At 44.4% G+C, this 15121-nt stretch carries 18 protein-coding genes; 14 read left to right on the top strand and 4 right to left on the bottom strand.

Going from position 1 to position 15121, the window contains the following annotated elements; all coding sequences use genetic code 11:
• Positions 1–17: 17 nt before the first annotated feature.
• The gene (locus BFR57_RS11425; protein WP_071464116.1) at positions 18–1157 is read left to right on the top strand and encodes a PIN domain-containing protein; all 1140 of its coding nucleotides are present in this window, start codon (positions 18–20) and stop codon (positions 1155–1157) included.
• Between the two features lie 127 nt (positions 1158–1284).
• On the opposite strand, the gene BFR57_RS11420 is transcribed toward BFR57_RS11425, so the two are convergent.
• A complete protein-coding gene (locus BFR57_RS11420; protein WP_071464115.1) occupies positions 1285–1665 on the bottom strand; it encodes a hypothetical protein in 381 nt (126 codons plus the stop codon).
• Positions 1666–2068: 403 nt separating this feature from the next.
• Here BFR57_RS11420 and BFR57_RS12825 point away from each other — a divergent pair, with 403 nt between their 5' ends.
• Positions 2069–2287, top strand: coding sequence for a hypothetical protein (locus tag BFR57_RS12825; protein ID WP_143441097.1), 219 nt, complete (start codon positions 2069–2071; stop codon positions 2285–2287).
• A gap of 293 nt (positions 2288–2580) precedes the next feature.
• On the opposite strand, the gene BFR57_RS11410 is transcribed toward BFR57_RS12825, so the two are convergent.
• A complete protein-coding gene (locus BFR57_RS11410; protein WP_071464113.1) occupies positions 2581–3498 on the bottom strand; it encodes a type II toxin-antitoxin system PemK/MazF family toxin in 918 nt (305 codons plus the stop codon).
• Positions 3499–3897: 399 nt separating this feature from the next.
• Between BFR57_RS11410 and BFR57_RS11405 the strand changes: the two genes are divergently transcribed.
• The 7 genes from BFR57_RS11405 to BFR57_RS11370 all read left to right on the top strand — a co-directional run bounded on the left by BFR57_RS11405 (position 3898) and on the right by BFR57_RS11370 (position 9289).
• Positions 3898–4272 (top strand): hypothetical protein, encoded by a 375-nt coding sequence (locus tag BFR57_RS11405; RefSeq protein ID WP_126753166.1) that lies wholly within the window; start codon positions 3898–3900, stop codon positions 4270–4272.
• Between the two features lie 118 nt (positions 4273–4390).
• On the top strand, positions 4391–4915 hold the full coding sequence (locus BFR57_RS12985; protein WP_071464111.1) for a DUF4760 domain-containing protein: 525 nt from the start codon (positions 4391–4393) through the stop codon (positions 4913–4915).
• A gap of 104 nt (positions 4916–5019) precedes the next feature.
• On the top strand, positions 5020–5280 hold the full coding sequence (locus BFR57_RS11395; RefSeq protein WP_071464110.1) for a hypothetical protein: 261 nt from the start codon (positions 5020–5022) through the stop codon (positions 5278–5280).
• A 135-nt stretch (positions 5281–5415) separates the two neighbouring features.
• A complete protein-coding gene (locus BFR57_RS11390) occupies positions 5416–6294 on the top strand; it encodes a hypothetical protein (protein ID WP_083405131.1) in 879 nt (292 codons plus the stop codon).
• The gene (locus BFR57_RS11385) at positions 6294–6785 is read left to right on the top strand and encodes a hypothetical protein (RefSeq protein WP_071464109.1); all 492 of its coding nucleotides are present in this window, start codon (positions 6294–6296) and stop codon (positions 6783–6785) included. Before BFR57_RS11390 ends, BFR57_RS11385 begins: the two co-directional genes overlap by 1 nt.
• Before the next feature lie 56 nt (positions 6786–6841).
• On the top strand, positions 6842–7840 hold the full coding sequence (locus BFR57_RS11380; protein WP_071464278.1) for a DUF4917 family protein: 999 nt from the start codon (positions 6842–6844) through the stop codon (positions 7838–7840).
• 1068 nt (positions 7841–8908) lie between these two features.
• Positions 8909–9289 carry a septal ring lytic transglycosylase RlpA family protein gene (locus BFR57_RS11370; protein ID WP_071464107.1) on the top strand — a complete coding sequence of 127 codons (381 nt, stop codon included), beginning with the start codon at positions 8909–8911 and terminating at the stop codon, positions 9287–9289.
• Here the strand turns inward: BFR57_RS11370 and BFR57_RS11365 are convergent, their stop codons facing one another.
• Positions 9290–10036: a 3',5'-cyclic-nucleotide phosphodiesterase gene (locus BFR57_RS11365; RefSeq protein ID WP_071464106.1), complete on the bottom strand. Its 747-nt coding sequence runs from the start codon at positions 10034–10036 to the stop codon at positions 9290–9292.
• Between the two features lie 114 nt (positions 10037–10150).
• On the opposite strand from BFR57_RS11365, the gene BFR57_RS11360 reads away from it, so the two are divergent.
• The 5 genes from BFR57_RS11360 to BFR57_RS11340 are packed head-to-tail and all read left to right on the top strand — an operon-like array spanning position 10151 to position 14559.
• Positions 10151–10474: a heavy metal-binding domain-containing protein gene (locus BFR57_RS11360; RefSeq protein ID WP_006956310.1), complete on the top strand. Its 324-nt coding sequence runs from the start codon at positions 10151–10153 to the stop codon at positions 10472–10474.
• Positions 10475–10483: 9 nt separating this feature from the next.
• A complete protein-coding gene (locus BFR57_RS11355) occupies positions 10484–11119 on the top strand; it encodes a DUF998 domain-containing protein (RefSeq protein WP_171903969.1) in 636 nt (211 codons plus the stop codon).
• A gap of 8 nt (positions 11120–11127) precedes the next feature.
• On the top strand, positions 11128–13371 hold the full coding sequence (locus BFR57_RS11350) for a heavy metal translocating P-type ATPase (RefSeq protein ID WP_071464105.1): 2244 nt from the start codon (positions 11128–11130) through the stop codon (positions 13369–13371).
• Positions 13372–13380: 9 nt separating this feature from the next.
• Complete coding sequence (murI, locus tag BFR57_RS11345; protein ID WP_006956304.1) at positions 13381–14127, top strand: glutamate racemase; 747 nt, start codon at positions 13381–13383, stop codon at positions 14125–14127.
• A 9-nt stretch (positions 14128–14136) separates the two neighbouring features.
• Complete coding sequence (locus tag BFR57_RS11340) at positions 14137–14559, top strand: MAPEG family protein (RefSeq protein WP_071464104.1); 423 nt, start codon at positions 14137–14139, stop codon at positions 14557–14559.
• A gap of 2 nt (positions 14560–14561) precedes the next feature.
• On the opposite strand, the gene BFR57_RS11335 is transcribed toward BFR57_RS11340, so the two are convergent.
• The gene (locus BFR57_RS11335; RefSeq protein WP_071464103.1) at positions 14562–14969 is read right to left on the bottom strand and encodes a hypothetical protein; all 408 of its coding nucleotides are present in this window, start codon (positions 14967–14969) and stop codon (positions 14562–14564) included.
• Positions 14970–15121 lie beyond the last annotated feature (152 nt).

Genomic DNA, 15121 nt, shown 5'->3' with positions numbered 1-15121 from the left:
GATGTGAGGAATAGGCCATGAGCAACAATATGAAGGCGTTGTTTCCCGGCTACTTTAAAGAGTCTGACGACGATTTAAGGGAAATATGGGGTAAAGCGGTTTTTGTTTTTGATGCGAATATTTTGTTAAATATGTATCGTTATTCTGAGAGCACTCGTAAAGACTTCTTCGGTTTACTGGGCGAGATTCAGGATAGAATTTGGATTCCTCACCAAGCAGCCGACGAGTATTTTGAAAACCGATTGAACGTGATTAACGACCAAGAATCCTCTTATGACAAAACAATCAATGAGATGGATGCGCTACATCAAAAATTTGAAAGTAATCGTCAACATCCGTTCGTAAGCCAAGAACTTGCTAAACAGCTTAAAGAATTATTTATAGAAATCGAACGGGAGTTAAAAGATAGCAAAAAAATTCACTCTGACAGAATTAACGAAGATCCCATAAAAGAGAAACTTGCCCAGCTCTTTGATGGAAAAGTCGGCTCACCATACTCAGACGAACGCTTAGGAGAGCTTTGCAAAGAAGGAAGCGAAAGATATAAGCAAGGAATACCTCCCGGCTTCAAAGACGCAAAGAAATCAGAAGGGTCGGATGACTTGCAAAGTCAAAGGCGTAAGTTTGGAGACTTTATTGTTTGGCAGCAAACAATAGAAATGGCTCAAAGCAGGAAAGCAGGTGTGATTTTGGTGACTGACGATACTAAGGAAGATTGGTGGAAAAAGTCTAATGGCAAAACTATAGGGCCAAGACCAGAACTTACAAAGGAGTTTATTGAGAAAACTAGCCAAAAATTTCAAATGTATCGCGCTGATACTTTCCTCAATTACGCTGCTGAGTTTTTAGACAGAGATATATCTCCAGAGACAGTAGAAGAAATAACTCAAGTTCGTTTAGATAAGAGTATCCTCTCTGCATTAAAAAAATACCGTTCTTTGCATGACCTCGTTGTGTACTTAAGAATATTGGGCCTATCCGTAGGTTCTAAGTTACCCGCTGAGAGAGAGCTTTCGGAAGCTTTCGGTTGTAACAGGACGGTAATAAGAGAACAACTTGTACGTCTCGAATCTTTTGGGTTTGTAGAGATTAATCACGGTAAGTCTACAGTCTTGATTAAGGAATTACCTGACATAAACGATTTAGAAGATGAATAGAATAGGCAGCAGATGGTCCGCTCTTCGCTGCCTGTTGGTTTAAGTCTTAACTTTTCAGGAAAAGTGTCAGGTCATGTATTAGCTAGTGCGTGTTAAGGAGTTCAGTTTTAATGCCCAAAGCATACTTTCAGCTAAATACGTCCATGCCACTGAAAATTAACCCCATGATTGTAAACGCTAAAGCAGCTGATGAGATCCACAAAGCTCTCTTGGCGGTTTGCACTGATTTATATGATAAATAACTAAAGTAGGCATTGGCATTTAACTGCCAATGACAAGAAATATTATCGGTATGGTTATTGTCGACCGTGGTATATCTCGCAAGGCTGCCATCGTCTTCTGGGTCAAGGCAGATATCTCGCATGATTCGAGCCAATTTATGTCGATTCAATCCATTTAGCTCTTTGCTTTTAGTCGCTGTTTGCACGCTGAATTCTTCATTCTTTGAAGCCTTGTCTAAGACGTATTCAACCACTCTCAGTACCTCCGGGTGCTTCTTGTTTATCATTTTACTAATCCTTAGTATCAACGCATGTGAGTGTTGCCGTGTTGATTCATGCTAGTGCGAGCTTCGTGAGATATATTAAAAATTCTTTCGATATCGTGCCATAAAGGCGGTTTAAACGGAAATGATTCAAATCATCAAATTTACATACCCAACGGGGGAGATATTTGTCAGTAATATCATGGGCATAAGTTATGGTCGCAGAGAGATAAAAAGCTGCTACCTCAGCTGAAAGGAGTCATTCGTCTAGCTCTTCAGGATAACGGAGGCTTACCATCGCAATATGAAATCGACCAAGCACTTGGCGGACACAACTGGTTCAATAGAGCACAAGACAAGTTGCCAATTTGCAGCCGCTTTTACCGAAGAGTCACGAAGAAATTTTCACACTGAGAGGAAAAGACAAATGTCACATTCAGAAGAAAAGAAAGTAGAGCTAAACATTGATGCCGATTTGATTAACGCAGCCGAGGTTGAGTTAGAGAAGTTGCCCAAGACGGCTGAGGAAATGCTCGAAAAGTGGATCTATTTGGGTCGGGCAGTGGCTAAACAGCTCAATGAGGACGAACAGTTGCTGGTTATGGCGGGAACTGGCTCGGTTCGAGTTGGGGTATCTGAAGATTAGAAGTGAATTAGGATACCGTGATTTGTGTAAAGCTTGATATATCAAGCACAAAAAGCCGAACCAGTAAGCCACTGGCTTATCCGATGTCAGCTTGCCGAGGGAGAGTCATTTTTATAGTTGGAAAATGAAAAGGCCAGCAAAGCTGGCCTTTCAAAACTTTTTTTGTATCGGTAGTTTCCGCGTAAACTAAAGAGTATACGGTTCCACTAGTCGCCTTGGTAGGTCGATACTCCCAGTCCCAAGACCCGTTGATAGGGTTGCAAATAAATAAAGAGAAGTCAACATTTTTGTTGTTAAATCGCTTTGAGTTGCTCTAATACCTGCTGTAACTCCCCGTCAATGTCAAATGCGTTCGCTAAGTGATCAACTACTTCTCTCAGTTCTTCATTATTTGATTCTATAATCTTTAACTCGTTAGTAACGGCGTTATATTTATCTAAAATCAGAGATTTTTCCTTTCTAACTCCGGTTAGAGCAGTTTGGGCAATTTTGAGTTGCGTTGTGACGTCATCGTTATATATGTCAGCAAGTGCGGTATCAATAGCTTCCCCGTCCGTCTTTGTTAACTTGTATTTGAAGTATTGGTGCCTATATCGACCAGTAGAGGCCTCTCTTGGCGGGAAAACTCTATGTACAGACACTGTCTGAACCATATCTAACGCAGCGAAAGATGTTTTTTCAGAGTACCTTGAATGCAAGTTATGAAAAGAGTCACTCGATATTGAGATATGTTTAGGGTTATGGTAATCCCTTGTCGTTAAAGGAATTACGGTCACGGAGTCAGCTCGAGTTCCCATGACTATACATGGTCGCTTTTTATGCATTTCGCCAGGCATTAGAGAGTCTGTTCGTAATGTGTTTTTTTCTTCACCAGACGACAGACTGAAAATAGAAGATTGATGTCCAAAATCTACTTCGACGATGTTATGTTTTCTGATCAATGAGTTAAAGTTTTTGCGCTGCTTCGTAGCATGTGTATAAACCGAGTCTGGAATGTCATTTCCGCTGATATAAATTTCAACACCACCCTCTGTGATATCGATGGACTTGATCAGCCACGATTTGTAGAGAGGCTCTTTTGCAAAGGTGTTCGTAAAGTAGATGTCGTGATCTGACGCACTGAAAGCAGGAATGATCGTGTGTGTGATCCCACTGTAAGTTCGACAGCCGAGCTGAACACCGTTTTCCTCGTTTATGAATTTAACTTCCAATATGGCTCCTTGCCAATAGTCTCTTAATTTGCAGAGTCAATTAAAGGATAAAATTGTACCGATGTAAGAATTAATTACTAGCAGTTAAGTTTTCTCGCATTTGTGTGCGGCTTAAGCCTTAAGTTCGAATAGCACCTCCGAGAAAATTGAAGCATTTCTGCCTTTGGTTGTCGAGTTTAATACAATCGTATAAGTTGATTTGGTTAAGAAATTACTTGTAACCATGATGTTTGGCGAATTAAAGTTACTAGCAATAGTGATGGATATGGGGTGAGGCAAGTTTTCTTAGGGGTTAGGTCTCCTTAAAGTAGTTTCGGTTACTGTTCGCAGACGTGACCTGTCGTAGAAATGACGTACGTCTAGTATCAATATGTTGTTTGAATGAGGGAGTCAGTAGAATTGACAAACAGCAATAGAATGCCAAATAAAGAGGAAGAAGAGCGAAAGGCGGGAAAAATTTTTGCGGAAATCCTTATCTTGTTCTCTGGGTGCTGTTTTGCTGTCGCATCATACATTTTAAGCCATGCTACTGGCGAGGCGCACTGGTTTGGTCGGTCGGGAGCAGTCGTAGTGCTTTTATCTGTCTGGGTTGAGACAAGAAATTATTCAGCTCAGCAACGCATGAATGATTGCAGGCAGTCTGCTGCGGGGTATATTGGTGGGTCACCTCAAGATTGGAGCATACCTAAACGCAGAAAAGTCTTGGAATACGTAACCTTGTGTTTCATTCTTTTGGGCACTTTGATTTGGGGATATGGCGATCTTGTAGCGTGAAATCATGTAATAACGCCATTAAATTCGCTCGATGCGGTCGTCGGAAGCGAGTCATTCATACCGTTTACGCTAGATGTTAAGTTGCTCGGAGGAATAGTTGAGAATACTACTATTAATTATGTCAGGGCTGTTCTGTGCGTTGAGCCTTTGTATTGGCGGATGGATCTATTGTATCGGAATTGATTCGGCTGGTAATGGTCTGTTCATACTGATTTCTTGTTTCGCGTCTTTGTCGGCTATTACTTTGGGTTGGTGGGTTTCACTTTACATCGCGCAACGTCAGTCTACAGTTTCAATTATTGCACAGTCGAGATTGAGCGAATCATACTTAAAGCAGGTGCAGTCATTTCAAGAAGTATTTCCGTCTGGTCAAAAATTAACTTATGAAAAATTCATCGATTCAAAAAATGAAAGCGCTCGTTATGGTGTTATAAATGTTCTCAATTTTCTCGAGTTTATTTCTATTGGGATAAAGCAGAAAGATCTAAGTGAATCAGTATGTAAAGCCTTCTTCTTAAAAGTTTTTAGTAATCAATGGTATCGATGTTCTGACGTAATTAAGCATATGCAGATTCATACTCATGCAGGAACGTTCGAAAACTTTGAATATTATGCAAAGAAGTGGGACAGTACTTTAAAGTGAATAATTCACTTAGCAAGGCGTATCACTCGTGATTTTAAACCTTGGCTCGACTAGTTGCCTCGGTATTTTGTGTTACGTTTCTCTACACCTAGATTGGAGTTACTATGAAATTTCAAGGCGCAGTTATTAAAGAACAGGGGGTTACGTTCGCGATTGTTGTGGTTAAGAAGCATATTTTAGACTCGCCCCACCAAAGTGAGGAAGCAATTTCGACTTTCATGCCTTTGTTTCCGGGTATGCCGGTTGTATTAATGGCACAGGGTTCTCGAGGTATTCCTGAATATAGAGGTCGCACAGATATCGTTAATTTTCTTGCCAATGTCCACCCATCCCAGATTCCGTGGCAAGAGTACACGTTCAGCTGAAACCTAATAATCGCAGGTACAGCGGTACAACTCTTGGTTCCTTTCATCGCGTAATGTGGATCATTTGCCCCGAAAAATAACTTACAAACGCGTCAACTAAGGCGTAAGAATTTCAGAGGGTACAGGGAGAACCTAATGAGAAGAGGAAGATACTATCTTGGCCGGGTTGTTAAGATAAATCTTGATCAAAAACGTATAATGGACGCTATAGCCAATGCGCCGACAGTTTCAATCGGTAAGTTTGACTGGACGATAACAGATGTAGTCGATAACAGAAGTGAAGATACTCCTTATGTCTTTGGAAAGCTGTCAAAGTATGCAAAGGAGGGTCATGCTACGGTAATTGATGAAGCCAGTCGTTTGCAGGTTGATGCCGATGTACCAAATCTTCTTGAAGCTAGCTCTTCATTTATATATCTGCCTGAGTACTCGGGTATAGCATTCTTACAAGTTTGGAACGGCATTCAAGAAGATGTCTTTCCGAGACGGTTTAAATCTATTATAGAAGCAACATTTGATGGCTTTTTTGTGGCTTGTGATGTTGAACCTGTGTCCGACTATCGTGCTTTTACGTCCCGCCTCAAAAAACTGAGCTATTTCACCGAGTTTTCGGCAACAGTGCATCCCCCCAACCCCCTTTTTGGAAGGCTATGGGGCAGCCTCAATCAATATATTGAGCACCGAAATGCTTCCGAAGTGGCAGTTAAGGAACAAACTTCTAAGGCAGAAGGTTTGAAGTCTAAAATCATAGAGCTTATGGATCGAATAATGGACTCTCCGGACTATGAACCAGATGAACCTCCTGCCATTGGGGATGCCGCTATTTTAATGGCTGCCGATGGTTATGGTAGAGGGAAAGTCGTTGGGATGGAAAATGGAGATGAAGTCGTTATCAAAACTAGTGATACACAGAAGAGTTTCCTTCATGACAAAGAGCCAACTCCCGAAGAACTTGCGGCAAAAGCTAAAATTCATTTTGAAAAGGTCTCTAATGAGCGGGATATGAAGCACTGATGAAAATTTTATATTATTTAAAAGTTTTTTTCTTTAGCTTCGAGTTCGCATTCCTTGTCTTATGTTTGACTGTCTATATGGTTTCACACGACTTTTTCGCGCAGTATTTTCCTTTGTCTTCACTGAATGACGAGGCAATTCAATGGGTGATGCTCTTTCCCATAGGAATAACTGTATGGACTTTAAAGGAGGGAGTGGGAGTTCTTTTCCCAAGTGAAAAAAAGGAGAAGATACTGCATGAGTGGCCCGATTACTGGAAGCTTAAAATTCACTTTGATGTCGGTATATCAAACAGTATCTTTTTCACAATTCCATGCATCATTGTTTGGCTTCTGGACGCACTAAGTACTTTGGCTGGGGCTTGGATATTTGCTGGTTTTGCTGGCGCTCTATCAATAAACGCTTTCAGCTTCTACGCTGCAAGAATAAGTTTAAGAAGTGCTTTGATTAGGCTAGATGATGACAATAATTATGATAACCACGTTAAGTAGTAGGCTTTCGGAATGAGTGTTTTCAGTGAATGTTGGCAGCGGAGAGGGGACTGAGTTTGCCTTTTGAAATTCATTCTTGGACGGAGATTTCCGATAGGTTTACTGACACGTTACTGCTAGGGAATGGAGCCAGTATCGCAGTAGATGAACGGTTTCATTATGAATCTCTAAAGCAACATGCAATTGAAGACGGCCTTCTCAATGAAGAGGTTCAAAGCTTGTTTGATTACTTCCATACTGAAGATTTTGAATTAGTTTTGAGGATTGTATGGCAAGCAACAAATGTTAATAAGGCTCTCGAGATAGAGGATGAAAAGACAAAAGCCGCATACAGGCACGTTCGGGATTGTTTAATTGCTGCTGTTAGAGATATTCATCCAGAGCATAATGAAGTTGCTCAAAAATTACCTTCGATTGCCGCCTACATGAAAGGATTCGATAACGTAATTTCGCTCAATTATGACTTAATCGTGTATTGGGCGATGATGCACGGGAACGACTTGGATAATAGACATATCTTCAAAGATTGCTTTGTAAGGTCTGAATTTGACGATGATTGGTCAAGGTTTCGTGAGGTATATGGAGACATCGACAGTTGTTCTTTAGTCTTTTATCCTCATGGAAATCTCATTTTGGCGCGAGATAAAATTGAAAACGAGAGGAAGATAAGTTCACAGGGCAGTAATAGGCTGCTGGAGAACATTTTGGAAAAGTGGCAACGAGGCAGCTACGTCCCACTTTTTGTTAGCGAAGGAACCGAGCAACAAAAGCAGAAATCGATCCAGAGTAGTTACTATTTGAATACGGTTTATCGTGAGGTTCTTACTTCGGTTCAGGATAGCTTAGTCGTCTATGGTTGGGGTGTAGGAGAACATGACCAGCACATCCTAGACAGAGTTGCAAAGTCAGGCATTGATAGAATCGCATTCTCAGTAGTTGATAATGATCAAGCATATTGTAATAGGGTTACTCAGCTTATTAGAGACAATTTCAACGAACAATGTGAGGTTTTGTTTTTTGATGCAAGAAGTCCTAATTGTTGGGTCAACCCATAGCAGGTGCTCAACATGGGTATTATTGACCTTATCTACTCCCATCAATCGTTGAGTGTATCTATATGCCTAAAATAGACAGAAAAACAATAGAGGCTGCATACGATGTCGCAAAGCGCGTTCATAGAGGATACATCTCAATGACGCGAGGGATAGAAATCCTTGAAACGTGTAATGGTATGAATCCAAATTCGGCTGTCGATTACATATATAGTTATCGGAACTTGATCGAGGGTAAGCGATTTACTCGAACAACGAACGCGGCTGCGACTCGTTACTATTTGGAAATGATATTTAAAGAAAACGGGAGGGACAAGCTACTAAATGCGTTGTCCTCCCTTCGGCAGCACATTGACTATTACGAGACGGTTGGTAATTCTAGCGTAATCAAAGGCAAAGAAATTTATGAGGAGTTGTCTCGACAAGCTCAAGTCTCTACAAATGATGATTACATCTTTCCTGATGAAGTTAATGAAACTGTAGAGCTTCGCGAGGGTAAGGTACGAAGCGTACATGTCAACATTTACGAGAGGAACCCGGTTGCTAGGGCACAATGTATTGAGCACTATGGCTGTTACTGCTTTATTTGCGGATTCGACTTTCTAAGTATCTATGGGGAAATTGGAAGAGACTTCATTCACGTTCATCATGAGTTGGAGTTATCGATCATTGGGAGAGAGTACGTTATAGATCCTGTTCGCGATCTCAAGCCAGTATGTCCAAATTGCCATTCGATGATACATCGGAGAAAACCTGCCTATAGTGTCGACGAAATAAAGGAACAATTAGAAAAATCATAAGCTAAGGTTTTTCGACTGCGAGAAGAACAAGAAACTCTATAAACGACTTATTTAATATCGAAGTCTCTTGAAGAGTTTAAAATCAAAGAGTGTGATTAAACGACTTATTTCATAACAATAAATTTTTGTTCCAATCAACCAAAAAAGCGAACCTCCGGGTTCGCTTTTCTTATGCCGGACGCAGAGCTTTGCATAAACCTTACCGGGCCTTTACAGAAGCCGTTGATGGAATCGCGTATGCTACGTGCGGTTCAATTAAGTGGAGATAATAATGAAATACGTATGGCTTGGTATGGTGTCGCTATTGATGTCGGCGTGTAGTTCTATTCCAAAGCATAGCCCAGCGCATTTGGTGGGTCAGGTAGAGACTGGTAAGGCGTCTTATTATGCGATGAAGTATCAATTTCGCACCACCGCCAGTGGCGAGCGTTACAGCCATTTTGACGATACCGCGGCGCATAAAACCTTGCCGTTCGGCGCCTTGGTGCGTGTGACCAATCTCGCTAATGGTGAGTCAGTGGTGGTGAAGATCAATGACCGGGGCCCCTTTATCAAAGGACGTATTATTGATCTTTCACGTTCCGCTTTTGGCGAAATCGCTGACCTCGATGTCGGTATCATTGATGTAAAAATGCAAGTGATTACTGACTAACTAAAGCACATGCCAGGGCTCTGCGCGCAAAACGTCGCGGAGCTCTTCCTCATAGCTGGGTTTGAGATGTGTTATCCAGACGCTGTGTGGCGGCTTTTCGAGTTGCTCTAATAGGCGGCTAACTAATGACGGGGTCATGTGCTGGGTTTTGATTGCCACTTCTTCGAGCCTGTCAGGGAACGAACATTCCACCATCAGTGTGCTAATGGGGGGGAATTCGTTGAGCTTTGAGACAAGGGCGTCGGTCACGATGCAGTCGGCACAAAACACAAAATGTGAGTGTTCACTGACTTTGGGTTGTTGTACTGCGTACCCAATGGTGGGTATGGCGTGTGGCACTTCGAACGCGGTGAGCGTCATGCCTTGATGCTCAATGACCTGGCCTGGCTTAATCTCCACTAACTCGAGCATGGGCGTGCCATTATCTTGCACCTGAGTAAAGTCGGGCCAAATATCATTATTAAAAATATGCTGTTTAAGGCGCTCTAAGCTATGGGAGAGGCCATACACTTTGAGCGGTAAACGACTTTGGTCAAACAGGTTACTTACGAAGGTGGGGAGCGCCGCTATATGATCCATGTGGGCATGGGTCAAAAAGATATGGCGAATGGCTTTCATCTCGCTGAGTTGTAACGACGATAAGCCAGTTCCGGCATCGATGAGCGTTTCACCGTTTAATTGGATGCAGGTTGAGCCTTTTTGCGGGTTACCGCTGAGCCCACCGCTACTGCCTAGCACTCGAAACATTGCACACCTGTTATAAAAAGAGGACACTTATCGTTACAACTATAGTATCGATTTAATTGTCAGTTCGAAATAGGATTCGTTAGGATTATTCCAGACAACTCGAAGGAGAATGACATGATAAAAACAACAACCGCAACTATCCAAGGTCATGAAGTAGAACAGTATCTCGATATTGTGGTAGGTGAGGCGATCTTAGGTGCCAATGTATTCAAAGATATTTTTGGTGCGGTACGCGATATCGTCGGCGGACGCGCTGGCGCTTATGAACGTGAAATGACTCGCGCGCGCGAAATTGCGTTTGCAGAGGTTGAAGAAAAAGCCAAGTTATTAGGCGCTGATGCGGTGATTGGCATTGATATCGACTATGAAGTGGTTGGTCAAAAAGGTGCTATGATGATGGTCAGCGTCAGCGGTACCGCCGTTAAACTTAAAAAATAAGGAGCAATAGTGCAGACATCAACACCCGATCACACGTCCGCAAACCAAGCGATGATGCCACAACTGGTGGTGGTATCGATTTTTTGGCTGGGATTATTGTTGGTGGCAAGCTGGGTTAAGCCCGATTACAGCCACATGAGCCAGTACATCAGCGAAATTAATGCCACCGGCACAACGGCAGCTGGCGTGCTGGGCTGGGTCGGCTTTGTACCCTTTGCGATTGTGGTGTTAAGTTTCTTGGTGTCTGCGCGTAGCCGAGTACGTGTTGAGGGTATCAGTGCACTCGGCTACGCATTACTGTTCTTTTACCCCTTTGCTTATTTGGGCGCAGCGCTTGCGCCTTGCGATGCCGGTTGTCCGATTGACGGTTCGGCATCGCAGACGATTCACAATTGGATCGGTATTCTAAGTTACTTGGGCTTTGCCGCCGGTACGTTGTTGCTCGCCTTTACCCCTCGCGCGCATTGGGCGTTGCGAATTGTTTTTGTGTTATTGGCGATCATTATCGGATTAGGCTTTTTCATCATGCCAACCGAAAACCTCGAGCCCGTTCGAGGCGCAATTCAACGGTACCTCGAAATTGCCCAGTTAGCTGTATTCTGGCTACTACTTGGAATCACCCGTAAACACTCCTCGAACGAATAGAGGGCAGTATGGCACGCACACAAATACGTTTATCGGTCGAAGGAATGAACTGCGGCTCCTGTGCGAGTCGCGTCGATAAGGCGTTAAATGGTGTCAAAGGTATTGAGGATGTCAGTGTTAACTTAGCCTCTGATGCCGCGGAAATGACGCTAGTCACAGCGTCGCAAGAGGATGCGATTCAGGCGATAAGGGACGCAGGCTATGACGCTCATGCGATTGTCGATCGTGAGGCGGAAATGGCGCGACAAGAGCAGCAAAAGGCGAACGAATTTAAACAACTAAAACGCGATCTGGTCATTGCTGTGCTGTTTACCTTGCCCGTTTTTGTTATTGCGATGGGTAGCCATTTGATCCCAGCATTTGGTGAGTGGGTTGATTCCAGCTTAGGCCAAACCACCAATTTTTGGATACAAATGTTGCTGACAACGGTGGTGTTGGCATGGCCCGGTCGTCGCTTTTATCAAATAGGTATTCCAGCGCTGTTGCGTCGTGCCCCTGATATGAATTCACTTGTCGTGCTGGGTGCGACGGCTGCCTGGGGTTACTCCGTCGTTGCCACGCTAATGCCGCAGTGGCTTCCTGCGCATGCGGTGAATGTCTACTTTGAAGCCTCCGCAGTGATAGTGACGTTGATTTTGGCTGGGCGCTTTTTAGAAGCGCGAGCGAAAAGTCACACGTCCGATGCGATTAAACGCTTATTGAACTTACAAAGCAAAACGGCGCGTCGTGTCAGTGACGACGAGAGCAGCGAGACTGTTGATATTAAGTCACTGAGTAAAGGCGATATTATCGAAGTACGTCCGGGCGAGCAGGTGCCTGTCGATGGCACCATCGTGAGTGGCGACAGTTATGTGAATGAGTCGATGATTACCGGCGAGGCCGAGCCGGTGGCAAAAGAAACGGGCGATAAGGTGGTTGGCGGAACCATTAATCAGCAGGGGAGTTTTCGCTTTAAGGCGACTGCGATAGGTGAAACCACGGTGCTGGCGCAAATTATCCGCATGGTTGAACAAGCACAAGGCGCGAAGCTACCTATTCAAGATACCGTTAACCGCATCACGCTGTGGTTTGTCCCAGCGGTTATGGCGGCGGCGGCATTAACCTTTTTGGTGTGGTTCTTTGCTAAAGGCGACAACGCGCTCACGTTTGCCTTAATTAACGCAGTCGCGGTACTCATCATTGCCTGCCCTTGTGCCATGGGGCTTGCCACACCGACTTCGATCATGGTTGGCACCGGGCGAGGTGCCGATGAGGGCGTGTTGTTTCGACAAGGCAGTGCGTTACAGCAAATTGAGAACGCGCGTATTGTAGTATTTGATAAGACTGGAACGCTGACCGCAGGACACCCAGAGGTGGTGACCTGGGAAGCAATACAAGGTGATGATGATGATGCGTTAATGCTAGCGGCGAGTCTAGAGCAACGCTCAGAGCACCCAACGGCTCAGGCGTTAGTTAATTACGCTGAAGCACAAAACAAGCCGTTGACCCAGCCGGAGAGTTTTAATGCCCTAGCGGGGCTTGGCGTTGAGGGTAAGGTTGATGGTCGTACGTTATTGGTCGGCTCACGTACCTTAATGGATGAGCAATCGGTTGCAGTCGACAGTACCCGGCAACAAACTCAAACCATTGAACGTAATGGGCAAACGCCGCTGTATGTAGCCATTGATGGTCAGTTAGCCGCGGTGTTCTCGGTCGCTGATCCTATTCGACCTTCGGCCAAGGCTTTGATTGAGCATTTAGCGGAACAGAACATACGCACCGCGATGGTTACGGGCGATGCCGAGGCGACCGCGCAAAGAGTGGCAAAAGAACTCGGTATCAGTGACGTGGTAGCCGGAGTTAAGCCCGATGGCAAAGTGGCTGCGGTAGAAAAGCTGCAAGCTCAGTATGGTAAGTTAATTTTCGTTGGCGACGGTATTAATGATGCGCCCGCACTGGCGTCCGCCGACATTGGTATTGCCGTTGGAACAGGTACAGACGTGGCGATCGAAAGTGCCGATGTAGTGATGATGTCTGATGATTTGAACGGCGTGCGTAATGCATTCAGTCTCTCGCGTCAGACCATGCGCAATATCCGTCAAAATTTATTCTGGGCGTTCGCCTACAATACGGCGTTGATTCCAGTGGCGGCGGGCTTATTGTACCCGTTTTGGGGGATTACTCTGTCACCGATGCTAGCCGCAGGCGCTATGGCGCTCTCAAGTGTCTTTGTTATTTCTAATGCGTTACGTCTTAAACGTATTACTTTGTAAGGAGCCTCAGTGAAGTTAGGCGTTTTTGATAGCGGGGTGGGCGGTCTGACTGTCGCTCGCTCACTGCAACGGAGCCGGTATTTTTCCGAGTTGCTCTATTTTGGTGACACGGCGCGCGTACCTTACGGCAGTAAGGACAGTAATACGGTGACTCGCTACGCACTCGAGGCGGTCGAGTTTTTTAACGGTACCGATGTCGATGCCTTAATCGTTGCTTGTAATACGGTCAGTGTAGTGGCGCTGGAAACCATGCAGAAGTTTTCTAATAAACCGGTGTATGGGGTGTTAGAACCCGGCGTAATGGCGCTTGAACAAGCAACTGAAGTCAACCATGACAGCCAGGTACTGGTGATTGCAACACGTTCGACGATTCAATCGGGCGAATACCAACGGCGTATAAAGCAGCTTGGTTTTGAGCATGCCACGGCGATGGCGACGCCGTTGTTTGTGCCGATTGTCGAGGAGGAACTTTACGAGGGCGCGATTTTACATGCCACCTTTGATCATTACTTTAGCGCGCTAGAGCGCCCAGACGTTGTGCTGTTAGGATGTACTCACTTCCCACTGATTAGCGATGCGATTAGTGAATATTTCAGTGGCGCAAAAACGATCCATTCGGGCGAAGCAATGGTACAGTGGTTAAGTCAGCATTTAGATTTAAAACGTCAGTTTGACGAAACACCGATAACCATCCACGCTTCAGAAAATGTCGAAGCGGTGCGTCGGGTGGCAAAACGGTGGCAACTTAACTTATAAGGAAGAGCCATGTTTGAAGCGTACAATGGAACCTTTATTGCCCTTGCAGTGATCTTGGCAACGGTCCTACTACAATGGTTGATTGCCAGTGGTAGGAAAGCAAAAGAAGACGGTGCTATTCCAGGCAAGCCGCCTCAGCAACAAGGCCATGAAAGTTTTACCTTTAGAGCGTGGCGCACGCACCAAAACAGTATCGAAAACCTCAGTGTCATGTTAGGCACGGTATTTTTAGCTGTATTAAGTGGTGCCAACCCGTTTTGGACCGCGTTACTGACGGGCTTTTTTGCGGTCGCGCGTATTCTTCACATGATTCTTTATTATGTGATAGCGACAAACAAAAATCCGAGCCCGCGTAGCTACTTTTTTATGTTGGGTTGGGTAGCTAACGTAGCTTTATTAGTGTTTACGCTTGTTCACTTAGTGACGAAGTAAGGCTAAAGGGGTTTCTTATCCGGGCTCACAAAGGTGCGTCTAGCAGCCGGTGAGTCCAGTGTTTCAGGTTTGTAATGCTCTGCTAGAACTCCGGCCAAATTGGCAACCAAGTCGGCGTTTTGGCGTTCGAAATCTGCAAAGTCTGAGTTTGACTGCTCTTTTAATCGTTGACTCATGATACGTAACGTTGCCACCGTGATGGTGTGGTGATAACGCTCATTGAGCGACATGATGTGTTGATTAGCGCGCAAAGTGGACACTACTTCAGCTAAGGCAATAGGCCAAGGGGCTCGCTTGAGATGTATCCAAGCAAGTCTTAAATGCCAATTATGATCAGTATCACCTCTGCTGAACTGACCCTGCGCGATGGACTCTAAAAAGCCATCGTCTGATAGTGAACGGTTATCCATAACTCTTAAGTTCTAAAAAATTTAATCTATTGTGCATCAGATACTGGTTTATTGTCGAATAAGTTCATCTATTTTTATAGGGGATTAGCCGCATCTGGTCAGTCCTGTTTTTAGAGCGTGCGTTTCGTTCAACCTAACCGCTTGATTTTCTG

Origin of the sequence: Idiomarina sp. MD25a (assembly GCF_001870515.1) — a bacterium.
In the GTDB taxonomy this organism is placed as follows: Bacteria; Pseudomonadota; Gammaproteobacteria; order Enterobacterales; family Alteromonadaceae; genus Idiomarina.
Note: the sequence above shows the minus strand (reverse complement) of the source record. Positions and strands in the feature narration are given on the sequence as shown.